22 protein-coding genes and 1 pseudogene are annotated in these 26,605 nt (G+C 50.5%); 13 read left to right on the top strand and 10 right to left on the bottom strand.

All coding sequences use genetic code 11. The features are described from left to right. Nucleotides 1-12 precede the first annotated feature (12 nt). From L1N82_RS19265 to L1N82_RS19255, 3 genes and pseudogenes are all read left to right on the top strand, one after another. Nucleotides 13-1,173 carry a hypothetical protein gene (locus L1N82_RS19265; RefSeq protein ID WP_235289091.1) on the top strand — a complete coding sequence of 387 codons (1,161 nt, stop codon included), beginning with the start codon at nt 13-15 and terminating at the stop codon, nt 1,171-1,173. 119 nt (nt 1,174-1,292) lie between these two features. After that, nucleotides 1,293-2,072, top strand: a pseudogene (locus tag L1N82_RS19260) (dihydroorotate dehydrogenase electron transfer subunit). After that, entirely contained in the window at nt 2,069-2,980 is a 912-nt protein-coding gene (locus L1N82_RS19255; protein WP_235289090.1) for a dihydroorotate dehydrogenase, read from the top strand. The pseudogene L1N82_RS19260 and the gene L1N82_RS19255 overlap by 4 nt, the downstream one beginning before the upstream one ends. Nucleotides 2,981-3,132: 152 nt before the next feature. Here the strand turns inward: L1N82_RS19255 and L1N82_RS19250 are convergent, their stop codons facing one another. The 5 genes from L1N82_RS19250 to L1N82_RS19230 form a co-directional block, all read right to left on the bottom strand. Further along, a complete protein-coding gene (locus L1N82_RS19250) occupies nt 3,133-3,462 on the bottom strand; it encodes a hypothetical protein (protein WP_235289089.1) in 330 nt (109 codons plus the stop codon). A gap of 196 nt (nt 3,463-3,658) precedes the next feature. After that, nucleotides 3,659-4,627, bottom strand: a complete 969-nt coding sequence (locus L1N82_RS19245) for an NAD(P)-dependent alcohol dehydrogenase (RefSeq protein ID WP_235289088.1) — start codon at nt 4,625-4,627, stop codon at nt 3,659-3,661. An 847-nt stretch (nt 4,628-5,474) separates the two neighbouring features. After that, nucleotides 5,475-6,650 (bottom strand): Kelch repeat-containing protein, encoded by a 1,176-nt coding sequence (locus L1N82_RS19240; protein ID WP_235289087.1) that lies wholly within the window; start codon nt 6,648-6,650, stop codon nt 5,475-5,477. 164 nt (nt 6,651-6,814) lie between these two features. After that, on the bottom strand, nt 6,815-7,240 hold the full coding sequence (locus L1N82_RS19235; RefSeq protein WP_235289086.1) for a DUF3995 domain-containing protein: 426 nt from the start codon (nt 7,238-7,240) through the stop codon (nt 6,815-6,817). 10 nt (nt 7,241-7,250) lie between these two features. Continuing rightward, the gene (locus tag L1N82_RS19230; protein ID WP_235289085.1) at nt 7,251-7,811 is read right to left on the bottom strand and encodes a TetR/AcrR family transcriptional regulator; all 561 of its coding nucleotides are present in this window, start codon (nt 7,809-7,811) and stop codon (nt 7,251-7,253) included. 167 nt (nt 7,812-7,978) lie between these two features. Between L1N82_RS19230 and L1N82_RS19225 the strand changes: the two genes are divergently transcribed. From L1N82_RS19225 to L1N82_RS19200, 6 genes are all read left to right on the top strand, one after another. Further along, a complete protein-coding gene (locus L1N82_RS19225) occupies nt 7,979-8,689 on the top strand; it encodes a GntR family transcriptional regulator (RefSeq protein WP_235289084.1) in 711 nt (236 codons plus the stop codon). Nucleotides 8,690-8,708: 19 nt separating this feature from the next. Continuing rightward, on the top strand, nt 8,709-9,788 hold the full coding sequence (gene uxuA / locus L1N82_RS19220; protein WP_235289083.1) for a mannonate dehydratase: 1,080 nt from the start codon (nt 8,709-8,711) through the stop codon (nt 9,786-9,788). Further along, on the top strand, nt 9,785-10,720 hold the full coding sequence (locus tag L1N82_RS19215) for an SDR family oxidoreductase (RefSeq protein WP_235289082.1): 936 nt from the start codon (nt 9,785-9,787) through the stop codon (nt 10,718-10,720). The genes uxuA and L1N82_RS19215 overlap by 4 nt, the downstream gene beginning before the upstream one ends. Before the next feature lie 523 nt (nt 10,721-11,243). Beyond that, nucleotides 11,244-13,250: a class I SAM-dependent methyltransferase gene (locus tag L1N82_RS19210; protein WP_235289081.1), complete on the top strand. Its 2,007-nt coding sequence runs from the start codon at nt 11,244-11,246 to the stop codon at nt 13,248-13,250. Nucleotides 13,251-13,748: 498 nt separating this feature from the next. Further along, complete coding sequence (locus L1N82_RS19205) at nt 13,749-14,102, top strand: PadR family transcriptional regulator (protein ID WP_235289080.1); 354 nt, start codon at nt 13,749-13,751, stop codon at nt 14,100-14,102. Then, on the top strand, nt 14,089-14,844 hold the full coding sequence (locus tag L1N82_RS19200; RefSeq protein WP_235289079.1) for a permease prefix domain 1-containing protein: 756 nt from the start codon (nt 14,089-14,091) through the stop codon (nt 14,842-14,844). The genes L1N82_RS19205 and L1N82_RS19200 overlap by 14 nt, the downstream gene beginning before the upstream one ends. A 123-nt stretch (nt 14,845-14,967) precedes the next feature. Here the strand turns inward: L1N82_RS19200 and L1N82_RS19195 are convergent, their stop codons facing one another. From L1N82_RS19195 to L1N82_RS19175, 5 genes are all read right to left on the bottom strand, one after another. Beyond that, on the bottom strand, nt 14,968-18,861 hold the full coding sequence (locus L1N82_RS19195; protein WP_235289078.1) for a S8 family serine peptidase: 3,894 nt from the start codon (nt 18,859-18,861) through the stop codon (nt 14,968-14,970). Continuing rightward, nucleotides 18,858-19,322: a hypothetical protein gene (locus tag L1N82_RS19190; protein ID WP_235289077.1), complete on the bottom strand. Its 465-nt coding sequence runs from the start codon at nt 19,320-19,322 to the stop codon at nt 18,858-18,860. Before L1N82_RS19190 ends, L1N82_RS19195 begins: the two co-directional genes overlap by 4 nt. Nucleotides 19,323-19,417: 95 nt before the next feature. Continuing rightward, entirely contained in the window at nt 19,418-19,813 is a 396-nt protein-coding gene (locus tag L1N82_RS19185; RefSeq protein ID WP_235289076.1) for a hypothetical protein, read from the bottom strand. A 156-nt stretch (nt 19,814-19,969) separates the two neighbouring features. Next, nucleotides 19,970-20,782 carry a helix-turn-helix transcriptional regulator gene (locus L1N82_RS19180; RefSeq protein WP_235289075.1) on the bottom strand — a complete coding sequence of 271 codons (813 nt, stop codon included), beginning with the start codon at nt 20,780-20,782 and terminating at the stop codon, nt 19,970-19,972. 404 nt (nt 20,783-21,186) lie between these two features. Beyond that, the gene (locus tag L1N82_RS19175) at nt 21,187-21,423 is read right to left on the bottom strand and encodes a hypothetical protein (RefSeq protein ID WP_235289074.1); all 237 of its coding nucleotides are present in this window, start codon (nt 21,421-21,423) and stop codon (nt 21,187-21,189) included. A 123-nt stretch (nt 21,424-21,546) separates the two neighbouring features. Between L1N82_RS19175 and L1N82_RS19170 the strand changes: the two genes are divergently transcribed. The 4 genes from L1N82_RS19170 to L1N82_RS19155 all read left to right on the top strand — a co-directional run bounded on the left by L1N82_RS19170 (nt 21,547) and on the right by L1N82_RS19155 (nt 26,539). Then, nucleotides 21,547-22,041, top strand: a complete 495-nt coding sequence (locus tag L1N82_RS19170; RefSeq protein WP_235289073.1) for a hypothetical protein — start codon at nt 21,547-21,549, stop codon at nt 22,039-22,041. A 156-nt stretch (nt 22,042-22,197) separates the two neighbouring features. Further along, nucleotides 22,198-22,560 carry a VOC family protein gene (locus L1N82_RS19165; protein WP_235289072.1) on the top strand — a complete coding sequence of 121 codons (363 nt, stop codon included), beginning with the start codon at nt 22,198-22,200 and terminating at the stop codon, nt 22,558-22,560. A 206-nt stretch (nt 22,561-22,766) separates the two neighbouring features. Beyond that, complete coding sequence (locus tag L1N82_RS19160) at nt 22,767-22,940, top strand: hypothetical protein (RefSeq protein ID WP_235289071.1); 174 nt, start codon at nt 22,767-22,769, stop codon at nt 22,938-22,940. A 464-nt stretch (nt 22,941-23,404) separates the two neighbouring features. Beyond that, entirely contained in the window at nt 23,405-26,539 is a 3,135-nt protein-coding gene (locus tag L1N82_RS19155; protein ID WP_235289070.1) for an endo-1,4-beta-xylanase, read from the top strand. Nucleotides 26,540-26,605: the final 66 nt, after the last annotated feature.

Here is a 26,605-nt window from a genome sequence, read left to right as displayed (position 1 = left end):
AAGGAGGCATACATGCCATTTACGAAGATTAACGGAGTACCGGGATATATCCTTTACATGACGAATGTTTATATGGATGAGACCCGCATATATACGATGGTCAGCGATACGTGGCAGCCAGACGAAGATATGACGTACCAAGGGGCCGCATGGTATTCCTATCCTGAAGCGGCTTGGCGGACGTTCATTTTTCCCCAAGACAATATAACACATGTTAGCGGTTCCGGGACGGAAGGAACATTGTATTACACTGTGGATCATCCTGAAGAGCAAAGGGTCACGATATACAAGCTGAATTGCAGAACCTTGGAGACCACGGAGATTATGAGTCTGAAGCCAGCTGAAATTGCAGGCAGCGGAGAAGGGCAGAACGCTCATTATACCCTTAGGGGCATTAATGCAAGGTATGCGCTGATGCAGCTGTTCGGCGAGAGGGCGGTTAAGTGGCTGCTGCTGGATAGTGTTGGCCGGGAATGTCTTGTCCTTCCGGAGGGCGCGATTCCGATTGACTTTGAAGATCTGCAGTTGCTGGAATGCGAAGATGGTACTTTGAAGCTTCTATTTAAGTCGGGACAGTACATGTCTGGAGAAAAGGAGGCAGTCTGGAGGAGCGACCGTGTTGAGCCCCACATATCGGATCATCTGTTCCTCATCTCCATCGATGAACTGGTTCGTGGTGTACGGACTGGTGAGCTGTCCCTCGATGATTTCGAAATAGAGAGCTGCGGCAGGGAATGCTCACTCGCGGATTATTTTATCCACGAAGGAAGGGTCATGTATTACAAGGATAACTTTATCAGCCGATCAACCACGCTTACCTGCTTCGATCCTGCCCGGTCAAGCAAGGAGGTTGTGGGAACATGGCCGATACATATCCGTCTAAGTAAGGCCGGAGACAGTCAGTTCCTGCTAGCCAGGGAGGGTGACAATGAGACCGTTATTGATCGTGCGTCAGGTGAACGGGTGGTCAAGCTCCGGGCTGGAGAGCACTTTCTAAGTCTGGAAGCGGGGAGATTATATACCTGTAAGTATCTGCCTCAGGATGAATCTGCGCTTATGGCGGTTGTCATGCGGGAGCATGCAGATGATGAGGGTGAGATTATTGGGAAAGGTCTGATTGTCCTTGAAGAAGTACATGACCGGTTTCTGATTATTGAGCAGAAGGCATTGTAAAATCGGCAGGCCAGGAATGGTCGGCTGTCAGTCCCAATTCAAGCCCGAACGCTGTGACTTAATCCACAGACCATGCAGGGGGTTCGCGGTAAGGTGGACTAAAAAAAGGAAGTCGGAGCATGAAAACAGAGTTATGCAGAGTTGTGAGCCATGACAGAATTGCGGACCGGATCTATGAGCTGGTGCTGTAAGGAACCATGGCTGCGGACATGCTGGAGCCGGGACGGTTCGTGCACGTGAAGGTAAGCGGGGGCGTCGATCCGCTGCTGCGCAGGCCGATCAGCATTTGCGACGTAGACAAGACGTTGGGACGTTTTAAAATAGTGTACCGGGCGGAGGGCAAGGGTACGCAGCTGCTGTCAGAGCGGAGGCCAGGTGAGCAGGTGGATGTCCTGGGTCCGCTCGGCAGCGGTTTTCCGGTTGATGCGGCTGCGCCAGGGGAGACAGCAGTTCTGATCGGAGGCGGAATCGGCGTGCCGCCACTCTATTGCTTGTCCCGCCAATTGACGAGCCGCGGTGTTCAGGTAGTGCATGTACTGGGCTTCGCATCGGCCAAGGATATGTTTTACAGAGAGCGGTTCGAGGCACTTGGACCCACGCATATTGCTACAGTGGACGGCAGCCGCGGGCTGCAGGGCTATGTGACGGATGTGCTTAGAGCGGAGGGTATGACCACCTGCGATGTCTATTATGCATGCGGGCCGGCTGCCATGCTGCGGGCATTGGAGGCAAGCAGGCTCGGCAGCAGAGGGTATGTATCTCTCGAAGAGCGCATGGGCTGCGGGATCGGGGCTTGTCTGGCCTGTGTGTGTAGGCTGCAGAACGATTCGGAGGGGGCCGCCTACCGTAAGGTATGCACAGATGGCCCTGTTTTTCCTGTAGGGGAGGTGGTTCTATGAACAGACTTCAGGTAGAACTGCCCGGACTCCGGATGAAAAATCCAATCATGCCCGCATCGGGCTGCTTCGGCTTCGGCCGTGAATATGCGGAGCTGTATAATCTGAGTCTGCTTGGCGCGATTGCTGTGAAGGCGACGACACCGGAGGCGCGCTTCGGCAACCCGGTTCCCCGTGTGGCGGAAACGCCCGGGGGCATGCTGAACGCGATCGGGCTTCAGAATCCGGGCCTAACCGATGTGCTGGCGAAGGAGCTGCCTTGGCTTGCCCAATATGATGTACCCGTCGTCGCCAATATCGCAGGGGCGGAGGCAGAGGAGTATGTCCGCGTTGCGGAAGCCTTGTCTAAAGCGCCTAATGTACAGGCTCTGGAGCTTAACATTTCCTGTCCCAACGTGAAGAAGGGCGGCATCGCATTTGGAACCGTGCCCGCTGTTGCAGCCGAACTGACCAGGCAGGTGAAACAGGTGTCCAACAAGTCGGTCTACGTCAAGCTGTCCCCGAATGTGACGGACATCGTGGAGATGGCGTTGGCGGTAGAGGAGGCAGGGGCTGACGGCTTGTCCATGATCAACACGCTGCTCGGTATGCGTATTGATCTGAAGACCCGCAGGCCGGTGCTGGCTAACGGCGCAGGCGGGCTGTCAGGCCCGGCCATCAAGCCGGTTGCCATCCGGATGATTTATCAGGTCAGCCAGGCTGTGAAGATTCCTATTATTGGGATGGGCGGCATCATGGACGCTGAGGATGTGATTGAGTTCTTCCTGGCGGGTGCCAGCGCGGTTGCGGTTGGTACAGCCAACTTCGTGGACCCGTTCGTCTGCCGCACGATTATTGAGGAGCTGCCAGAGCAGCTCGATAAGATGGGGGTCAGCCGGATCGGGGATCTGACGGGGGCTGGTTGGCGTTGATGGCACGTCCGGCGTTGTCTTCTTAACCAGCATAACCTGCGGTGGACGGGGGGTTATGGCTTATTCGGTTGCTTAACAAGAGGTTAAGTAGAGGCGTCCATACACCGGATTCATTTAATGTTACTTGGTGCAGGGGGGCTCTCTTTCATGCTTCATGCTGCTCTGTTGCTCTCCAAAAAATATAGCTCATGCATAAGAGATACGATTTCGTCGCTGCTTTCTACTTTTATGCCATTGATTATGAGGGGGGAGAATGTTAACATTTCCTCTCCATGCTCATATAAAGTAAAAACATATAAGAAACCGGTGTAGTCTTCTTGGTCGGGCTCGGGGACAACTTGTACATGACGAATCTTTTCTAGCCATTCTTTAATAACTGATTTGTCGTTGATCGTTTTCCTTTCCCCCCCGTCTCCACTCAATATTTCAATGGAGCTTACATTTGTAATATCTCCCGGATAGAAGGATTCAAAAGGATTCAAAAGGATTCAAACTCCCGGGGTGTTTTATCCAGCGTTGTCAAGTTCGGCTTGTCATTGTTTTGACAGCTCAAGCATATGGCCATAATGATGGACAAAATGAAATATGCCTTAAGGGACTTTCTATTCATAAGAATGTCCTTCCTTATAATTTCAATTGCATTCGTTACCTACTAAAGAGAAATACGCCTGGACAGAATCACGGCTGCTGCACATGAATAACGACATTACCTTTCTTCCGTCCGGTGTCCACGTAACGATGAGCTTCGACTATTTGCTCAAGCGGATAAGCTTTATCAATGACTGGTCTTAGTTCGCCCGATTCCAACAGCTCTTTGAGAAAGAGCAGATGCTCTGCCTTCTCCGGTCCGGCTCCGGTAATGAAAGTCCTGCCGCTGCTCCATTTCATCCATTGTCTGTTCAGCATCCGAAGCGATCCGGGACTGAATGCGTTCAGGTAGCAGCCACGAGGCCTTAATCGATTGATGCAGCGCGCTGGGTTGGTCTTGCCCACCGTATCAAAAATGAGATCATACTGTTCCTCCAGTTGAGTAAAGTCCGTAGAGGTATAATCAATGACCCGGCTGGCTCCCAACGATTTCATCAGCTCAACGTTATCTGTGCTGCACACGGCGGTTACTTCCGCGCCGAATATGGCAGCCAGCTGAACCGCATAGGTGCCGACGCTGCCGGAAGCGCCATAGATCAGAACCTTCTGGCCGGCCCGAATTTTCCCTGCACGGAGAAAACGTAAAGCTGTACCTCCGCCAATCGGCACGGCGGCAGCTTGGCTGTAGTCCAAGTTGGACGGTTTGACAGCGATCACGCCATCCTCAGGCAGACAACGGTATTCTGCGTATGCACCGAATTTAATTCCACACGAAGCGAAAACTTGGTCGCCTGCCTTGTACCGGGTGACCTTCCTGCCGACAGCTTCCACCTCGCCAGCAAGCTCAAAGCCAAGCGTCCGGATTCTTGCAGGTCTCATAAGACCATTGAAGAAACGTGCTGCGAACGGGTCGGCCTTACGCATCCTGCAATCACCGGCCGAAACGGTTGTAGCATGAATTTTTATCAGCAATTCATGGTCTTGGGGAATGGGCTTGGCTATCTCTTGGGGAACTAACACTTCCGGCGGCCCGTATGCATGATATAAGACTGCTTTCATATCACTATCCCCTCTACTTGCATAATGTAAAGCCTACATGTGTTTATTATGCGGGGAATAATGTCGGTATTCCAAAGGCTGTATATTCATATGCCATCCTGTGATAATTGGGGCTAGCGGGTAAAGGGAAAAGACGATTTTTTTCTTGTTTTAGTGATTGTTGCACGACTTGCTCTCCTGCTATATTAATCAAGTCGAAAAACAAAATATGTCGAAAAAAGTTTAGTAAGGGGGCTCATGGCATAACGCATATACTAACCATTAACAGATTTAAAAGCATTCATTTCAGATTATAACCATAATCTTAGCATATAACAGAATGGAAGGAACAACGCAGAATGAGATGGTAGAAAAGCAAGTTGTTTTCTCTTGCTTAGCAAGCATGCCTCTGGTCTCCGGCCTAACCAAACCATTACGCGTCAAGAAATGACACTGATGATCACTCGCGTCTTAAACGCACAGATCCTTAACGAGGATAGCTCTAATGTATGCTTCAATGATTTGGGCGGGGTTTATGATGCAAAAGGAAAACAAACAAGCAGCAGCCTTGGGGATCTTTACCGGTAAAACAGGCCAGGCCTTTGATCCTCCAGTGGAGCAACACGTGCCGAATCGATCGAGACCAACCTTAATTCCTTCAGTCTTAGTCCAGCAATCAGAGAAGCAATGAACAGCCTGAACTGATTTTTGGCGGGAGAAAGAGTATAGCAGAGAATGGCGCCACTGGAATAAGACCCTGTGACGCCATTCTTACTACTAATATGATGATTATGGGGATCAAAAGTCCAATCCAATGAGCCTTTTGAATCAGCACCTAGATAGTAATTCGCTAATCGAGCAAGCCATTTTAAAGGGTGTATTCATCAATGCTAAACGTTACTATTTTATCAAATATGATGTACTCCGTACGACTCTTGTACGGCCCTTTATTCCAATTTTTGTTAAAAATGTAATAGGAAGGTCCGCTTCCGCTTGCCTTTGAATCATACCATGCAATGAATGCATTAATCTCTGCCATAGTTAAATCGTATTCTTTTTCTATTCCACTTGTTAAATTAATTGTAAGAATAGCCCTGTTAGCATCTTCATAAATTGGATCTGGTAGTTGTGGATTAGTATCAGTACCAGTTAACGTATACTCTTCGACTCGATCTGTATAATGACCACCGATAGCATAAATTTTATTATCTGTTGCTACAGTGGAATGGCGAAACCTAGTATCATTCATGGATTCCTTTTCAGTAAAGCTGTTCGTCGTTGGATCAAACATCGTAACACTTGCCGTAGCAACACCGCCAGTATAAGTAATTATTTGTCCGCCGCTAATATAGATTTTGTTATTTAGTGAAACAGCACTATGATACACACTTTCCTTTGGCATTGTTCCTTCAATTTTTGCGGTTTTTGTTGAAGGATCATAAGATTCATATTGGGTTCTGCCAAAAATATAAATTTTCCCTTCAGCAGCAGCAGCACCAAAACCCTCTCCGTATGTTGAATTTAGTTTGCCTTCCGTTGTCCAACTATCAGTTTGAGGGTCATAAACATCTACATTGGTATATGCTGTTGAATTCCAGCCGCCGCCGACCAAGTAAATTTTATTATTTAGCGTCACAGCAACCGCACCATTTCTATGCACAGGAGGTGTGGATTTCTGTGTCCAAGTGTCTGTCTTGGGATTGTATTCAAAAACTTTTGCATTTGTTGTTGAACCCCAGCTTCCGCCGAAGACATATATTTTCCCGTTATAAGAAGTTGCAGTAAGTCCAGCTCTGGCTTCAGGCATATCGGCTTTCCTGACCCACTTATCAGTACTAGGGGTATACTCATAGAGAACTGGAACGGGATGGCTTGCATTATAACCTCCCATTGCGTATACCTTACCATCTACAGATGCAGTGGCTAAAAAGTATAAGCCTTGCGGTAATGGAGATTTTACTGTCCAGCTTGATGAAGCATGTGTTACTAAACTAGATGTGAACAAAAAAACGAAAGCAAGAAAAAAAGATGTTAACTTCTTCATTGTATACCTCCAAAAGTAAGTTAATTGCCTACTTATACTAAAACACAAAATTAAAATTGTAAAGATATCCAATTAAAAATATTTAACACGGTATAGATACTCCGTATCATTTTTTTTCTTCAAGAATTTAAGTCTGACGGACACGGAATGGTAGGGCTATACGTCTACCTGAACATCGTGATCATGCCGAGACTTAATCCCAGGAAGAGGCACAGCGGTGTGAACAAAATGCTGTCCCATTCGGCAAACAGAGTCCCCTTCCTCGTCTTGAAGAAGCCCATCCATCTGAAATCCCCGACTGCCCGAAGGATAAATACCAGCGACAAGCCCCAGCCTCCATAGACCAGCAGCCACCCGGGAAACAGGGAGCTGTGGAACATCCTGCCAAGTTCGAGGGTGAACCACCCGGAGCTGGCAAGGGCCAAGGCAACCACTCCTGTGGCTGCTTTCGACGGATGAAATCGCCGCCCGCCGTTGTCACTTGGAATCGCTGCCCTAACGCCCTTCCTCCCGCCAAGCATCCAGTACACATGAACCCCGCTGAGTACAATCAATATGCTGCTTACGATCCAAGTGAACAGTGCAACCATTGTATACCTCCTAAATTTCAATAATAAGCTCACGCAGCATGCGAATATGCCGCTGCAGCTCTTCATCCGCAATCTCAGCCTGCTTGTGCCGCTCATACCAGCCCAGATAATAGTGATACAGGATCACTGACTTTTGTCTGGCGCGTTCGTCAGACATGCCGGCTCTCCTAAAGAGTTCCTCTGCGTAGTCCATTCTCTTCTGCTCCATCTGGTCAATGACCGGCTGATAAGCGGGATCGGTGCTCGCCAGCTTCCTTAAGTAAAAGAGAAAATCCCCTTTGCGGGTTGCAGAGAACATCTGGTCAAGCAAGCTCTCGAGCTGCTGCTCAGCCGCCGCAGTTTCCAGAGAGGTACGTATGACCTGGCTCGTGCTCATATTAATCCACTCTTGAACAATTCGATGGAGAAACTCTTGGCGATTCTTGAAATACCAGTAAAAGCTGCTCTTGCTGCATCCAAGCTCTGCCGCCATTTTCTCAATGACAAGGCCCTCGGTCCCGTTCTGTGCAAACCGGTGTATACCGATCTGAATCCACTGCTCTTCTGTGGCCACAATCTTTGGCATGATCATCACCAACCTTCTGTACGATGGCGTCTATAAGAAGAGTATAGTGAAAATGCCAGCTTCCGTCTATATCTGTACGGTATCGTTCAGAATATAGCCATGTGTCTAATGAAGCAGATTGACTTGTATACAAGGATACAAGTATAGTAAGGGTGATAAGGAGGCGAACAGCCATGACTATGCCGCCGTTCGGACCGCTGCAGCAGCTGCAGCAGCGCAGGTCGCTGGGGGATCAGGTGTATTATGCGATCCGCGAGCAGATTGTAACGCTGCAGATGCTGCCTGGGAGCATGATGTATGAAAATGAGCTGGCCGAAGCGCTGCAGGTGAGCCGCACGCCGATCCGTGAAGCAATCCGCCTGCTCGTCAGCGAGCAGCTGCTCGAGGTGCTGCCGCAGCGAGGCACACGAATTGCCCGCATTTCGGTACGCAAGGTAAGTGAAGCGCGGTTCATTCGGGAGCAGCTGGAACTGGGCGCGTTCCGCCTGGCGGCAAGCCTGTGGGACCCGCAGCGTCATGCGGGGGTGCAGGCAGCGGCCGGGCAGTTGATTGCCGAGCAGCGGGAAGCGGCTGCAGCACAGGACGCCGTGCGGTTCCTGCAGCTGGACGAAGCGTTTCATCAGCGGATCATCGAGGTGACAGGCAACACGACGCTGCTGCAGGTTATCTACCAGATGCGCGGGCACCTGAATCGGCTGCGCTGCCTGGCGATGCGGGAGTTTGCGACAATGGACCGCGTGGTAAAGGAGCATGAAGCGCTGCTGGAGGCAGTGGCGCAGGGCAGAGCCGACCAGACAGGCATACTGATGGAGCAGCATCTCGGGAGCCTGGAGCATGAAATACCGCAGCTGCGCAGCAAGCTGCCGGATTTTTTTACCGATTAGGAAGGGGAGAGACGGATTCATGCGGATGGTGTTCAGATGGTACGGCAAAGGCAATGATACCGTGACGCTGGAGCAGATTAAGCAGATTCCCGGCGTGGAGGGCATCGTGTGGGCGCTGCATGACATGATGCCGGGCGAGGAATGGCCGATGGACAAAATCATGGCCTACAAGGAGCTCTCGGATGCTTACGGGCTTCACCTGGAGGTTGTTGAAAGCGTTAACGTGCATGAGGATATCAAGCTGGGACTGCCTACGCGGGACCTGTATATCGAGAATTATATCCGCACGATTGAGAAGCTGGCCAAGGTTGGCGTCAAGACGATCTGCTACAACTTCATGCCGGTCTTCGACTGGACGCGGACGAATCTGTACAAGGAGCTGGAGGACGGCTCGACGGCGCTCTTCTATGAGAAGGCGGCGATCGACAGCATGGACCCTCATGAGCTCGTGCGGAAAATCGCGGTGAAGCCCGATCTGACGATGCCGGGCTGGGAGCCGGAGCGGCTCGCGCAGCTGTCCGTGCTGTTCGAGGCCTACAAGAACGTGACCGAAGAGGATCTGTGGGGCAACCTGCAGTATTTTCTGGAGCGCGTCGTACCTGCAGCTGCCGAGCATGATGTCAAGATGGCGATCCATCCGGATGATCCGCCTTGGCCGGTGTTTGGCCTGCCCCGCATCATGACGGGCCAGGACAGCATCCGCAGGCTGCTGAATCTGGTCGACAGCCCGTACAACTGCGTGACGCTGTGCAGCGGTTCGCTTGGGGCGAACCCCGCGAATGACATTCCGGCGATGGTGCGGGAGTTTGCGGACCGGATTCCCTTTGCCCATATCCGCAATGTGAAGGTGTATGAGAATGGGGATTTCGTGGAGACCTCGCACCGGGCTAGCGATGGTTCGGTCGATACGGTCGAAGTGGTGCGCGCGTACAGCGACATCGGCTTTACAGGCTATGCGCGGCCGGATCACGGTAGACACATCTGGGACGAGAAATGCCGCCCGGGCTACGGTCTCTATGACCGTGCGCTCGGCATCATGTACCTGTGGGGCGTCTGGGATGCCGCTGAACGGGCGAAGAAGGAGCGGATGAACGGATGACGAAGCGTGACATGCTGGGCGGACTGGCAAGCGGAGGGGCTGTAGAAAGTGCTAGGGATGCCGGCAGCTTGGCTGAGCCTGCCTCGATTCCGGTGCATGCCAACCTGGCAGGCAAAGTGGCGGTTGTGACAGGAGGCAGCGGCGTGCTCTGCTCGGCCATGGCCCGTGAGCTGGGACGGCATGGTGTGAAGGTGGCGATCCTGAACCGCACGGTGGAGAAGGGCGAGCTGATCGCGAAGCAGATCCACGCAGACGGCGGCGAGGCGGTGGCGCTTAGCTGTGATGTGCTGAGCAGCGAGAGTGTGAGCGAAGCCGCAGCACAGGTAGCGGAGCAGCTTGGCGGCTGCGATATCCTGATCAACGGCGCAGGCGGAAACCACCCGGACGGCAGCACGACGAAAGAGACCCTCCAGCTGGGCGACCTGGAGCGCAAAGAGCTGAAGACGTTCTTCGATCTGACCACCGAAGGCTTCGGCTATGTGTTCAATCTGAATTTCCTCGGCACGCTGATTCCGACGCAGGCTTTCGCCAAGCAGATGCTGGAGAAGCCGGGGGCCACGGTCATTAACATCTCCTCGATGAGCGCGCCGAGCCCGATGACGAAGGTACCCGCTTACAGCGCGGCGAAGGCGGCGGTGAACAATTTTACACAGTGGCTGGCGGTGCATATGGCGGATGCAGGCATTCGGGTGAATGCGATTGCGCCGGGGTTCTTCCTGACGGAGCAAAACCGCAGGCTGCTGACGAACGAGGACGGCAGCCTGACCGAGCGCTCGCACAAAATCATTACCCACACCCCGATGCGCCGGTTCGGCAAACCGGAGGACCTGCTGGGCACGCTGATCTGGCTGGCCGATGACAGCATGTCCGGCTTCGTGACCGGTATCACCGTACCGGTGGATGGCGGGTTCATGGCCTATTCGGGCGTTTAACGCAAGATTATAATAGAGAGTGTCCATCACCGAGGAGCATTAATCTGATGCTTGCTGGCGGAAGGGCACTCTTTTTCATGCTGCTTTATTTTGGGAGGTAAGTGAGTGAGCCCAGAGGCTAAAAAGAAAATCATAACGTTTTCTCTAATCACGCTTGCTTATGCTGCTTTCTCTTTGCAGGTATTTGGTATTGTATCTGTACTGGTTGCAGGTTTTTACTGGAAACCTCCGCTTGCTAGTGTGCTCGGAGGCTGTGTTGTCATGTCTGCCTACGTATTATCGTACTTTCTGCTCATACCCTATAAGATTAATCGTTATCTGTGGTTTGCGATATGTCTGTTGCTAATTGGAGCAAGCGTCTATTTGCTAAGTTATCCCTTTAACTATTGCGAGGAATGTTATCCATAAGGCAGCTCATGCCCACTCTGCATGCAGCGATTTCTGGCAGTGTCCGGCAAATAGAGCGTGGTATACTTGTATATTACCAAATCACGATTATTGAAGAATAGCGAGGCAGGCAGCGATGAGTAAAGACTATATAGCGGCAATTAACGCATACAAAGCAGGCGCACCAGTCGATTACAACGAATATCCGGCGCTTGGGTATTTGGCGGAGGCCGAAATAAAGCTTGTGAACGCGGAACGATTCGTTTCCTTCAAGGAGCTGGAGAACAGCAATCCTACATTGGATTATGTAGAACGAACACTTAGAAGATTAAATGAATTATCTTGCTCGTATTGGCTGAAGGACCTGGTCGCAGAGGTGTTGATATGGTCGGAGGCAGCCAAGGGCGGGACGATTGCACGGCGGACTGAATGGCTGAAGGCTGGCTTCAATCTCTTCGTACATAATATCGGCTCGGCTCAAATCTATGCCAGTCATTATTCACCGCTGGATGCCTTCGGCACTGTAGTCCGTGAGCTTATCCACACGCACGGATTAATCGGGCAGTATCTGCGGGGTGAGGTGGAGCTGAGCGAAAGCCGCAGTGTGCGGAAGCTTATGGATTCCGGATTGCTCACGGAGGATGAGCTGGCGGATGTGCTGAACGTGCTTAACGACTGCATCTTGACGGGTGTATCTCCAGAGCTGTGGGAAGTGAACCGCGCAGAAGTGAAGGCAGTGATCAAGCAGCTGGTACATGGACAGGATGACAGGGCGGGGGACCTGATGGACCGCTACCGGGCACTTCGCAAACTGTCGATTCATAATGGCGAGCCGTTCGACCAGCGGTTCAGCGAACTGTGTGAAGGCCATGAGGGCCTGCAGGCATCGCTTCAGAAAATCGAGGGCAGGACCGTCTGGTTTGTCGAGAGCGCATTGGGCGATTTTTCCTTGGAGGAGTTCCTGAAAATCATCAGCTGTGTGCTGAATCAACCTGATGCCGCCAAGCATATGGTGTTCGAGCCGCTGATGAACATGCTCTATTATGAGCACCAGGGGACGAAGAAGATCAACCTGTACAAGAAGCGCATTATTGAAAAATATCTCTCCGGCATGACCTTCGAAGCGGTAAACGCCGGAACGATTGCGCCGGGCAAGCATGTGGAGCTGAAGATCACGCGGGAGGACGGCCTGCCGGACACCTGCTTTGTGACCTTTGCTTTCAACCCGGTGGCGGAGAAGCTGATTGATTTTTGCGTGGCGGCGGAAAACTCGGATGTGCTTTATGAGCGGGCCATTCTGATGCTCTATGATTATTTTGGGCTGCGGCGGGATGAATTTGACCGGTTCCATAATGAAGAGAAATACATCAGCCACATGAATGGCTCCTCCGATTTCAAGCGTGTGATGATTGACTATATTGTGGGCGGGACTGTCCTTGATGTTGGTCCGGGCGGCGGTGTCATGCTCGATCTGGTAGAGGAGCTGTATCCGTATGAGCAAATTTGGGGGATTGACCTGTCGGAGAATGTCATTGATATTCTGAATAAGCGCAGGGTTGTCGAGAACCGGAAATGGAACGTGAAGAAGGGGAATGCCCTGCATCTGGAAGAGTACTTCCAGGAGGGCGAGGTGGACACGGTCCTGTTCAGCAGCGTGCTGCATGAGCTGTATTCGTATGTGCCCTATGAAGGGAAACGGTTTAATAGGGAGACGGTGAAGGCCGCGCTGCGCAGTGCATATTCGATCCTGCCAAGGGGAGGCCGGATCATTATCCGGGATGGCATTATGACCGAGCCTGAGGATCAAGTACGGATCATCGAGTTTCTGGATCGCGCAGGTCAGGAGATGCTGGACAGCTACTGCAGGGATTTTCAAGGCAGGGTTGTGAGCTATGAGCGGGTAGGAGACCGGTCCGTCAAGATGAAGGTCAACGATGCGATGGAGTTCCTGTACACCTACACGTGGGGCGAGGAGTCGTATATACATGAAGTACAGGAGCAGTTCGGGTATTTTACACCTGCGCAGTACGCAGAAGTGATTCGGGAGACGCTGGGGGAAAACTGCGCAGATTATAGAGCTGCGCCACTTCCTGCAGGATGGCTACACGGAGGCGCTTCGCAGCAAGGTGCGGTTCCTGGATGAAGCAGGGAACGAAACAGCGCTCCCGGACAGCACGTGTCTGATTGTGATAGAGAAGGGCTGAGGAGGAGGGTAGGGTAAAGGAGGGCTAGCTTGGACGAAATTCCTGCGATTATGCATCTTTTTCCTATGCATAGCCCGGCTCTGGAAACAGACACGACTCACAAAACACCAGTTGCATGAACCCGGCCATGAAGGCTGCCTGATAGGCGCAACAAAGCCGCCCGTAGGCATAACAAGGCTGTTTGATAGGCACGAGAAGAGTCCGCCCAGTTACCAGACTGGCACGGACTCTTCTTGTCTTTCATCCCGCGGGAGCATGACGTGTTTCAACTTATTCCCTATTCCGCATTATGCCAGATGGAGAGGAAGCAGCAGGCGGCCGTATAGAGCATATATGCGGGCTGTAGTCAGCAAAGGTTATAAGGAAATTTAACGCACTATAGTAATACCTTGTATTATAGAGTATTTATAATTATACTTATACCAGAGGTGAATGACTTGGATATTAATAAAGAGGTTCTAAAAGGCCATATTGATACGCTGATCCTATCATTGCTCTATAGCCGGGATATGTATGGATACGATCTAGCTAAGACAGTCCGGGAGAAAAGCGGCAATACGTTTGAGCTCAAAGAAGGCACGCTGTACTTGTCGTTAAAGAGACTCGAGCAGAACAAATGGGTTGAGTCTTATTGGGGGGAAGAGCAGGGCCCTGGGGGAAGGCGGAAGTATTATAGACTGACGCCGCTGGGCGAGGAAGAGTTAGACCGTAAGTATGAAGAGTGGCAATTCATGAAAAAAATGATGGATTCTTTTTTGGAAAGGGAGAATGAGCCGAATGAAACAGATTGATGAGTATGTTGATTCTGTGTATGCCAACCTTGATGGAACGGAAGCAGAAGAGTTGAAAGAAGAAATGAGAGCACATCTGCTGCAAGCCGCCCAGGAGTTAATGGCTGATGGGAACACGGAAGAAGAGGCGGTCAAGATCGCCGTAGAGCGTTTTGGTGATGAGCGCATGATAAGAGGGCAGGTAGCTGAATATTTTCAAATCCCGCGTATGTTTGCTGTGAATGTGCTGCGAGCGGCCATTGTTTTCGCGACCCTGGGTATTTTGCTAGGATGTTTGTTTGCTTATAACGAATATCAGCTGACGGGCGAGCGCGAGCATGTTAAGCAGCAAGCCCTGGAGGTGCTGAGTGTTGGACCGGAGATTAGTGAGGAGAGTAAGCGGGAGTTGGTCAAAATTGCAGACGCCGCTCCGCAGATTAAATCCCTGGAAATCTCGCTAGCGAACTCAAACCCAGCAGATGCTGATTTGCTATACCGAGAGCCGTTTAGCCATGTGATGTATTGGAATGCCACTGCGGGTGAGGCCGTGAGTGACGGCATATGGGATGTACGAATTAGTTATGAACATTATCAACTCGCATGGATCAACAGCATAATGGTATGTCTGGTTATTTACTGGGTGCTTTTTGCAATCTGGGCGGTCGTGCAGGCCTATCGGACTCGTAAACTGGGCGCTTTCTGGATCATCGCGATCTCACTCTTCAATATCCCGGCTTATTTGGTGTACCGGGCACGGCATTAGAGTACAGATAATAAACTTGCAGAATATCCGAGAGTCAATCTATACGAGCAGTGAAGTGGATAAATGAAGAGAGGAGAGTCCCCACCGGGGACTCTCCTGCAGCACAGATGCTCATCGCACAGCTTAATGACCGTTCAGCCTGATCTTTCGCTCGGCGGTCAATGACACTGCCTCTTGTACTTCCCAGACAAGAGTATACTTACCTTTCTTTAATCCTTTAGGGAGCTTAAGCACAAATTCTCCCCATGTCCCTTGCTGCTCAGCAACAAGCTGGTCCTGATGCCAAAGCCGTAGAGTTGGGTGAATGGACTGTTCCCCGATTTTACGGAAGGCGGCCATCTGTGGATCTTCGGCTGATTGTCCTTTAGAGCGGTCCAACGGATCGACAGTCGGCATAGCTGTGCTTCTTATTGCATTCCAGTCCTCATAGGTGAGCTGGACCAAATTTATAAGCCGATTGCCGAATCTGTCGGTCACCTTCACAGCCCCCCGTACTTCTTGTAAGCTGCTGCCTTGAGTGCACAAGCATGCCGTATAACGCTGGTCAGATTGGAAAATCATTTTCCTGCCAGACAGCTTGGGTTTGGCTTGAAGGACATGGGCGATCTTAACCTGGCCGGCAGATTCGATATCCAGGAGTTCAAAATCATAATCCCCCGGACTGACGTACAGCTGTTGCTCCTGATTTAATGGAAAGAGGATATGGTCGCTGAGTACCGGATTCTGCTTATCCTTGATTCCAATCTGATCATCTGCGTTACGGAAAGGGGATTGCCACCCTACCATAAGCATGGAGGAGTAGTCGGGATCAGTATTTAACTCAGTTGTATTCTGATTTATGCTAATGTCTCTCTTGAAATAGTAAGGCTTCTCGCTGTTCTTCTGAACCAGCGTCATCGTATAGCTTCCTTTGCCCACCCAAGCCGAGAATGTGTGGTCCTGTTCTGCTGAGGTGGAAGCGACATTTACGCCATTTTTGGACAAGTCGAAGAATTGGCCGGCCTGCAGGGCGTATGAAACCAAGCGAAGTCCCGACTGCTCCGACGCTAAGTCGATCGATAGGCTGTCCTCGGTTCCTGCTTTAACCATCATCTCCGTATAAAAAGGAGTCTGGTCGCTCGTCAATCCGCGGATTTTCAGCAGGTAGCTGCTGTTTGGCGAAAGCCCCGGCACTTCGAAGCTTGCCTCCTTTTCATAAAACATCATCTCGGAAAATAATTCCTTGCCTGTCTTGGGATCCGCAACGATTAATTCGCAGAGTAAGCTGTATTGGCTGTCATGCGAAATGATAGTAACGGTTGTATCCATGCCGTCCTTTATACGAACATCATACAGCTTCACCCGGCTTGACCCGGAGAACGGAAGCGGCAGCCCGGAGGCATCCACGAACAAGGAATAATTCCCCTTCGGAATATGATCCGGCACTGTCCAAGACGAGTCATATATGTCCGTGCGAGATATCTCCCGCCCCTTCCGGTCCACCAGTACGGCAGCAGGATTCACCGGTTCGCCATCTTTCAGAATCTGGTCTATGGACAATGAGTCGCCGAGCGTTAAGGAGTACTTGGTGTCGATTGTCTCGCCGGGGCGAAGCGTAAGACGGCTGGTTTTAGTTGACCCGCCTTCTCTCGCCAGCACAGCGTGCTCGGGCAGATTGAGGGGATCTACCCCTGCCTGGAGAAGCGGCTCTTTCGAAGAAAGCAGATACTCCCATTCTGATTCCTCCGCAAGCTGGATTAATTCAATGGTATGCGGTGCGGTTGAGTAGCTGTCAAGCCACAGCGGCTTACCTTCTTGAAGGGCAAGCGGGTCTTCTAGACCGCTAATCCCGGGTTCCAGATACAGGTTTGCCTTATGCGACCAGCCAGGTAAGCTGTACGCCATATTCAAGGCGTGATCTAATACAAACTGTATCTCCTTTGGTTGATCCTCCATGTTTTCGGCTCTCAGGTCTAGTTCCCTTTTTCCTATATAACTGCCCTCGGGGGAATGGTATACGGCATAGGCGGAGTAGGTTCCGGCAGGGAGCACGGTATTCACCTTGTTGGTCTCCATAGCTGGCTCCAGCCGTACTGCCATATCCCATAACTCCTGATGGTGAACGGTTGGGACGACCGTGTAGAGCACTTGAGCCTCAGCAGGCTGAACGGATGAAGGGAGTTTTCCGGTGGTTGCAAAGTCCACTTCATATTGTCTGTGGAAATCGAGCAGAAGAGAGGGCTTCTCCACTCCGATTTCCTGAACAGCCGTATATTCGAGCCCGGTTCTGTCATCCGTGAACGAAACCTTGACCATATAGTTCTCGTTGGACAGCAGGAGCGGTCTCGGGAAGAAGGCTAAGCCTTGGTCGTTCGTATACGCACGAAATATTGTATCGAATGGCTCTTCAGCCGTGATTTCCTTGGATAGTCTCATTAAGTGGACTATAGCCCCGTGCACCGGCTTCTGATTCGTATCCAATACGGTTACCGGGACTCCTGATGGTATTGTATTGCTGACAAGAAGACGCAGTTCAAGACTCTCCCCGACGGGTTCACCCGTATCGCTGAATGCCTGGATCGTCCATGCATGTATGCCGTCAGCCAAATGCTCCGTATTCAATGAAAAGGCAGCAATTCCCCCGGGTATACGTACCTGCAAATTATCTGGGGTTACCGGAAGTCCCTGTGCATCGATGATGGACAGATGGGAGATTCCTTCCGGGAGTCGTACTTCAACATCCACTTTTCCTTTCACTTGCTCTAAACGATTAGGCTTTAGCAGCTGCAAGCCTGAAGTTCTGCCGGGCTTCCCTGTAGGCGACAGCGCTGATTGAATTTGAAGAAGCCCATGTCCGAAGTAAACGTCAAATCCTTCAGAGCCGAGGTCCTTGGCGGAATGTTCAAGAGCGCTGCGGATCTCCTGTCCGCTCCATTCTGGGCGAGTGAGCTTTAACAAGGCTGCTGCACCGGCAACATAGGGCGCAGCAAGGGAGGTCCCGTCATGGTATTCATAGTTTCCTTCCAGTGTCGTTGTCAAAATCCGTTCACCAGGAGCAGCTATGTCAATCGGCGTCCCATAGTTGCTGAACGACGCGAATTCTCCAGCTTCATTAATGGCTGAGACGGCAATTGTCTCGGGATACATCGCCGGATAGTACCCGGAGGTATGATCGGCATGATTTCCGGCGGCAGCTACGACGACGATGCCTCGCCCGACAGCTTGCCGGATGGTTTCCTGGAGTAAATAACTGTTGCCGCTGCCGCTAAAACTTAAATTAATGACATCGGCTCCGGATTCAACAGCCTTCTCAATCCCTTTAATGACCGTGTAGGTCGATCCGCTGCCAGTCTCGTCGAGCACTTTAATTGGGAGAACCTGCACAGGGTATCGGCCAGCAATACCTGCTATGCCCAGATTGTTCGAATAAACAGCGTTAATAATACCGGATACGGCTGTTCCATGTCCAAAGTCATCTTCAATATTATTCGAATCCTCAATCGCATTGTAACCGGGGAGAAAACGTCCCTGCAGATCAGGATGAGTTGTCTCAATACCCGAATCAAGGACGGCAACGATAACAGGCTCCGTTTCGTGTACGTTAATCGGCTTCATCTGGTCCCAGGCTTCCTGGGCTTGTACGGCCCTAAGACCCCACTGATCATCGATCAGCGGATCCTGGTCTGACACGGAAGTGATATCAGCAGCTGCCCGGTATTGATAGTTAGGTTCTACATAAGCGACGGACGGATTATTTTCCAACTCTTCTGCCATACGTGCTTCCTCTCCCGGCTGGACCTCAATCAGCTCGATGTGAGCAGGGACCGAGGCCATCGAGCGGAAGCCCTCTTCTGAAGCTTGTATTCCGGGAGGAGCGTGATAAGAGACCAGCCATTGACCCGCAATCGCTTCATCATTTTTTGCGGAGGAGAGGAGAACGGGTTCGGTTAATTCCACCCCATGGACGGCTGAAGGGAAAAGCGTGCATACCAATAAGCTTACGGTGCATAACCAAATCCAGTATCTGTTCCAGTTCATAAGTCCTTCTCTTTCTTTGCTTCGTCTTGTTTTTTTATTTGCTCTCCCATTTTGCCGATTAGAGAGATGAGTCCATATAAGAATAGAGCGAGTAATATTTCGGTTTGAACATTTTCAATTACCACACCGTCGATCCAAAGGTCAATCGTATAAATAATGACGCCAAAAATAGCAATCAGCACGATTTCCTGTACCGTTATAACGGCTAACTTGAAGCGGTCTTTAAATAAGTGTTTTCTCAGCGTGCTAAGAAAGGTACCGATAATACCCAGGATTCCTAATCCCAGAAATAATAAAGCGATAAAAGCAACCAATGAACCTATTGAAGTGATACGAATCTTTATAAAATCAAAAACCTGGAGTGAATAGACAGAAAACACAAGCACAGCAATTAGAATGAGAATGATTCCGGCCAGGACTACCAGTAAGTTGATGTTTTCCTTGAAGCGACCCTTGCCCAACAACAGGCACCTCCATCAATGATGTTAAGATATGTATGCAGCGCCAAAAACCGCCGCAGGCTGAATAAACAGCCAACGACGGTCCTTGGATGGAATTAAAGTACAAGGAATACGACTACATCTGCAATGGATTCAGCGACGTCCTTCGGTACACCGGCTTTCGTCAGCAGGCTGACAAACTTAGATTTGCTCCAGTCTTCCATCTTGTCCAAAGCATTTGCGATTTTTGTGCGATATTTAAGAACATAATTAGCCGCCTTTTTACTGAAAGGCTTCAATGCAACTTCAAGCGCCCATCCGCCTGCACGAATCATAGCGGCTACAGTTTTCAGTTTGATTTGAGCGTTAACATTCTGTGGGGTGGAGATCGATTTTGCCACAGCTGTAGCACTTGTAGTCATGGTAGCCGCGGAAGCAGCCGAAGTCATTGGAACAGCAATTACGGCGGATGCTACAGTTGCCAGGATTACCTTCTTGAACTTTTCATTCAACACAAAATTCACTCCTTAGAAAAATGGTTTTAATGGTTGCTGCACTTATAGAGTAATAGATAGCAGGTAATTAGAAAATATTACCTTGGGTGTATTTTACAATTGGAGTCTATGTGGTATACTTTATCATCTTATACTAGTAAGTTACTCGTATGATCAGATGATCCCAAGCACCTTTAAGATAAAGGAGGCCTTGGAGTTCACGTTCATTTTGTTATAGACATTGGTTACGTTCACTTTTACAGTAGCCGGGCTCATTTTTAACAGCTGGCCGATTTGCTTATAGTCATAATCTAGAAACCAATATCTCATGACTTCCTTTTCACGGTTTGTTAGCTGAAATGGGTTTAGTAGCTGATCCAGATTGATGTCATCATCCGTTTTTTCGAGAATGTCATGCCCTACAACAGAAGATATGTAACCCAGAAGATTAATTAGTACGCTGCAGTCAAATGTCATATCCGTAAATACGACTAGAAAGCCGGAAATTGCCCTGTCCTTTCCAGCGATGGGAGTACAGCAGCTGTTCCACTCGTTAAGGATTTTGAGAGAATGCTCCTCGCCGCAAACGATTGATGGCCTGTGCAGCTCAATGGAAGCCGATACTGCATTTAGTCCGGCATGCTCAAGAGCAAAAGAAGAACCTGTACATATCTGAAAGCCCCCTGCTTTCTTCACGACTTGTTCGCTCCCATTCACGTAAAGCACCATGCCGGATGAGTCGGTGATGAGGAACAAATGAGGGAACTGAAGTGTCAGCATTCTCTGCTGAACGCTAAGAACCAGATAGTCGTTAGTCTCCAGGGAACGCTTGACTTCCTGTTCCCGGAGCTTATGAAGATACCGCGAGTCCGCGGATAAACGGGGATATTGCTTATGCAGGAGCTTTGTTAGATCACTTTGCTCGTCTGGTGTTAATTCGAATACCCTAGCTGTATCCATTGGGGCTGTAGAAAATATACTAGACAACGCATTCCCCTCCAATCAATGTGCGAAGAAAGAACATAAAATTTACTGAAGATAATTGAAAAGTTATGTTATATCAGAGAATGATGGATTAGAGAATGGAGTTATCAGGGTAACGGTAAAATCAGAGTATCTGCTTTCATTGCACAGCAAATAACCGCCAAAAGACCATGGAGTGGCGCTCTGCCGGTGCCGTTATGCACACAGGTTGATAACTATTTACATAATAAACCTCCCTATACTTTTATTGGTTATGTTGAATATAGTATATTTAATACACTGCCTCGTCAACTAGCGAGCAATGGTATAGAGCGTGAACTATTTCCATATTTACAAGGTCTTAACGTTAGTGGATGCCCTTTAGTCTGGGTCCTCGGCTCCGTTGCTGTATAGGATGTTGTCAAGCTCTACCCATGGTTTAAACCCGTTCTCTCTGCAGGATATTCACGTTCAAGCTCGCTATGTTCTTCCAAGAGGATTAACCCCTTAACGGTAAGCCTTGCCGGCCTTAGGGAATAGGCATCTTCGACCCGGAGAGCTCCTTTGATATAGCCATTTCGTTCAAGAAACTTAATGAAATTTTCAAATTCAACATCCTTCAGCCCATAGTCCCCGGCAGCTGGCATGAAGTTCTTCAGCTTCAATTTACTTAATACGCTGTAACCGACTCACATTGAATTTACATCCTCTTTTACTACAATGGTGGCAGGGTGCTGTAAATGCAGATAAATGCAATTAGCGGATTCAGATGACAGGAGGATTACAGGATGAGGAAGCGTTTCAGGGTAACAGGGTTGTTTGCTGCTGTGGCATTGTTTGTAACTGCGGCATATCTTACTTTTGCTCATAATCTTGTCAGGGAGATTTCCGGTATTTTGACTGAACAAACATCTGACCGATCTATAATTGTGTCTACTGTTGATCGAGGCAGCGGTATGGAGCCTGCGAGAATCTCTCATGCTGTAATAGATCAAGGTTTAACGTCAGAGATTGGTTCGCAAAGTATAATTTTTGAGATATCCGATCCATACGATTGGTATAATATTTATATTAATAATGACAGTTATGTTACGTATAACATTCTACTGAAAGATGAAGCTGATCATGTTCAAGGGGAATTTACATTGGCGGCCAACTCTAGTTCTGTCATCAGGAATACCGAGGCTGCCAGAGGTCGGCGAATAGTTAGCGTAACATCAAGTGACGGATCGACTTTGGAAGGCAGTATTCGTGTAAGTGTAAGCCGACAGCAGATGAACTGAGCTATTTAATCGCAAAAGATAGCGCCTTTCCGCTGATGGAAGACTGCTCGCTTAAGTAGAGGCCGGTCACTGCAATACGAATGGAATAACTAGATGTACAGAGATTACCTGGTATAGTAGTATTTTACTGTAAATTGCTATAAAGGTGGTTATCCAATGAGCGAACAGGCAACTCAGCAGTTTGTTGACCGTATTGATGCAGTCTTTCTGCCGGTGCGTAATCTTCAGGAATCGTTAGCATGGTACCAAGAGGTGTTCGGATTCGGTTTGCGCTGGAGCAATGAGAGAATGGCCGGGTTAGCAATAGCCCCCAACTGCGGATTTCATTTAGTTCAGATTCCGGATTTTCAGCCTATTGATACATACACCCCGTTTAACTTCGTCGTCAAGGATGTAGAGGAAGTAAGGGCAAGGCTGGAGCGCAGTGGAGTGGAAGTTTCTGAGATAAGAACTGGTGAGCCTAAGCGATTTGATCTTACCGATCTTAATGGTAATATGGTCAGTGTCATTCAGCTGTAGCAACTCTGGCTCCAGATATGGCAGGTCATGAATAGAAGGCAGTCGGTCATGGGGACCGGCTGCCTATTCGATGTGAAGATATAACAGCCTCAAGCAGCGATAAAGGTGAACATAACCTGATTGGCAGGGATGGTTCGAATGTTATTTAATCTGACATCAAAATCGGGTACTATAGATATAACCCATGCGAAAGGAGAGATATGCAAATGGAAACGTTGTATGTAGTGAAGGATGGCAAGGTTGTAGAATACAATGGGCAGATCAACGATAAGAATATCTTGACTGAAGCAGCTGTAATCGAATCCTTCGGACGAAAAGCGATTGAAGAGATCAACCGTTTTGGCTCCTACTCCATTAAAAAAGGTGAAGCGAAAGAGTAACACTAATGTTCTTGAGAGACAGCGGGTAATGAAGGGACCGGAGCTCAGGCATATGACTCCCTTCGCAACGATCCACTTCGTCCCAACAGGGATGAAGTGGATTTTTTACGCCACTTATCGTACCAGCACGGAAACTTTAATCAGGTTCTTCTCATACTCTTCCATAGACAGCTATGGAAGTATCAATATCACGATCTTCGAGACATCCATCTGTTATGAACTTCCTATATCGCAACAGTAAAGTGTATCAGTATGTCTAAACATTCAAAGCACGGTAAATCTGTATCGAAAATCCTATAATCTTCAAAGTAAATTATAAAGATTATAGGGTAGGGAGGACAAGCAGGAGCGCATACAATTGTAAATGTAAGCGATTCCAAATCACATAGGCCAGGCTGTACCTTGCGGAAGCAATGGTATGGTATGGGATCGCTCATCATTCCATTCTTGAAGGGGGTTATGTAATGTTAAGATCCAAGACGCTGCAGGTTGTGGCAGCGGGCCTGCTGCTCGTGAGTCTGCTGCTGCCGATGGGCGGACAGCTGGCTTCAGAGGTGAAGGCGGCGGAAGGGGACGCGTTCACCTATACCTTCGATGACGGCACGGTACAGGGCTGGAGCCCGCGCGGCGGCGTGACGCTTAGCGCCACAAGCGAGAGCGCGGTCTCTGGTGTATACAGCCTGAAGACGACGGGACGGACGGCAGCCTGGAATGGTCCAAGTCTGAATGTGAAGAGCCTGCTTCAACCGGGAGCGTCTTATGAGATATCCGCTTCCGTCAAGCTTCCTGAGAAGGCGGCAGGCGCAGCAGCCAGTACAGTGAAGCTGACGATGCAGGAAGACCCGGCGGGCGGGACGACCGCTTACCCGAATATTGTCTCGGCTTCCATTGCGGATAACAGCTGGGTGCAGCTGAGGGGCACCTACTCGTATAGTGCGCCTATGGACGGCTTGACGCTCTATGTGGAGAGCTCGGAGGCGCAGGAAGTCATTCTTGTGGACGATGTGGTCATTCGTGCTGTCGTACAGCCGCCAGCTGACCAGTCGGGCATTGCAACGGATTTTGAGAATGACACCGCGCAGGGCTGGTTGCCGCGCATGGGCAGTGAAACACTCGCAGTGACAGATGCGGATGCGAAGAGCGGGACGTACAGCCTGCTGACAACAGGACGAACACAGACCTACTCGGGACCAAGCCTCAGCGTAACTGGCAAGATGCATGAACAGAGCAAATACAAGCTGTCGGTATGGGTGAAGCTTGCTCCAGGCGAGAGTGCCGCCGACCTCAGGCTCAGCATCCAGCGGGGCTACCAGGGGACGAACAGCTATGATACGGTTGTTGGCAATACCCCCGTAACTTCAGGGGAGTGGGTGAGACTGACTGGCGATTATCAGCTGCGCAGCGCGGTGGATTCCCTGTCTGTTTACGTAGAATCGGGAAGCGGCACGCCGTCCTTTTACCTTGATGATTTCACCCTAGCCTATATTCCGCCGGTTGCCATTGAGCAGGATATCCCGTCTCTGCATGAAGCGCTGGCGGGGCAGTTCAAATACGGAGTTGGCGCGGCCGTCGAGCCGTTCGAGCTTGAGGGACAGCATGGCGAGCTGCTGAAGAAGCACTTCAACAGCGTCGTAGCGGGCAATGTGATGAAGCCGGATTACCTGCAGAAGCAGGAAGGCATATTCACCTTCGAGCGTGCGGATGCAATTGTAGAATTCGCTAAGGCGAACGGCATGTCAATCCGCGGCCATACGCTGGTGTGGCACAGCCAGACGCCAGACTGGTTCTTCAGGGACCTGGAAGGCAAGGAGATGGTCGACGAGACCGATCCGGTGAAGCGGCAGGCGAACAAGGAGCTGCTGCTGAAGCGGATGGAGACGCATATCAAGACGGTCGTCGAGCATTTTGGCACAGACGTTTACGCTTATGATGTTGTTAATGAGGTCATCTCGGATTCAGCCGGGCTGCGGGACAGCAAGTGGTATCGGATCTGCGGAGTGGACTATATCAAGGAAGCGTTCCGCTACGCCCGCAAGTACGCGCCGGAGGGCACGCTGCTGTACATCAATGATTACAATACACATTCCCCGCGCAAGGCGCAGGACTTGTACAATCTGGTCACGGAGCTGCTGGCGGATGGTGTTCCGGTCGACGGAGTCGGCCACCAGACTCATATTCGCATTGATTCACCATCACTGAAGCAGATTACCGATTCCATCGAGATGTTCGGCAAGCTGGGCCTCGACAATCAGATTACCGAGCTTGATGTGACGGTCTACAGCAACGATACGGATAAATACGAAACGGTTCCGGAGGAGGTGCTGCTGCAGCAGGGCTACCGGTACGGCGAGCTGATGCAGGCGTTCATCCGGCTGAAGCCTTATATCAGCTCTGTCGTCTTCTGGGGCATGGCAGATGACAACACATGGCTCAAAAACTTTCCGATTGCGCGTCTTGACCTGCCGCTCCTCTTCGATGAGCAGCTGCAGTCCAAGCCGGCGTTCTGGGCGATAGTAGATCCGTCGAGGCTGCCTGCACGTTACGAAAGCCATGATGCAGCCTTCGGTACCGCCAAGGTAGACCAGCAGGAGGAGCTGCTCTGGCAGGCCCAGAAGGCAGTCCGCCTCAGCTCGGAGACCGTTACCGCTTCATTCAAAACGTTATGGGATGCCAAGAGGCTCTATGTTCTGGTGGATGTGAATGACAGCACGCGCAGCCCGAACGACCGGGTCGAGCTGTTCGTCGATGATAACAATGGCCGAACGGCGGCTTATGAAGCGGACGACAAGCATTACACGCTGCACCGCTCAAGGAAGTCTGTCTCCGGCGTGTCCTACAATGTGAAGGAGCGCTCCGGCGGCTACCGGCTTGAAGCCTCTATTCCAATCACCGCAGCGATGGAAAACGGGCTTAAAGGCTTCGATATCCGCATTACGGATGCGGATACGACCGGCGCTCAGGTGTCCTGGAGCGATACGACCGCAAGCCAGCAGTCAGATACATCCCGGTTCGGCGAGCTTAAGCTGGTTAAGGCTGTATCGATCCACAAGGCGGTCAAGGGCAAGCCCGTGATTGACGGCGCCCAGGACAGCGGATGGAGCAGAGCGTCTGAGCTGTCGACGGATGTCCAGGTGCAGGGAACAGGCGGCGCTAGTGCGAAGGTAAAGGTCATGTGGGATGAAAATTACCTATACGTACTGGCAAAGGTCGATGACCGCCTGCTCAGTGATGCTAGCGCAAATGCTTATGAGCAGGACTCGGTTGAAATCTTCCTGGATGCGGACAACAGCAAAAGCAGCGAATACGAGCCGGATGACGGCCAGTTCCGCATTAACTTCCATAACGTCCGCACCTTCGGCGGGAATGCCGCTGATGAACTGATTCAGTCGGCAGTAAAGATCGTAGAGGGCGGCTATGTGGTCGAAGCGGCGATCAAGCTGCCTGACTCGAAGCCATGCCGGGTGATCGGCTTCGATATTCAGGTCAACAATGATGAAGATGGCGACGGCAAGCGGGATACGGTCACGATCTGGAACGATCAGACAGGTGACTCCTACCGGAGCACAGCGAAATTCGGAGCTGTTCATCTGGCCAACTAAAGACTTTTGCATGGTGAGCACGATTAAGACCGTTGCCGGCTGGATGCCGGTCAGCGGTCTTTGCCG

This window comes from Paenibacillus tarimensis (assembly GCF_021532315.1).
Lineage (GTDB): Bacteria > Bacillota > Bacilli > Paenibacillales > Paenibacillaceae > Paenibacillus_I > Paenibacillus_I tarimensis.
This window is presented reverse-complemented; position numbering and strand designations above follow the sequence as displayed.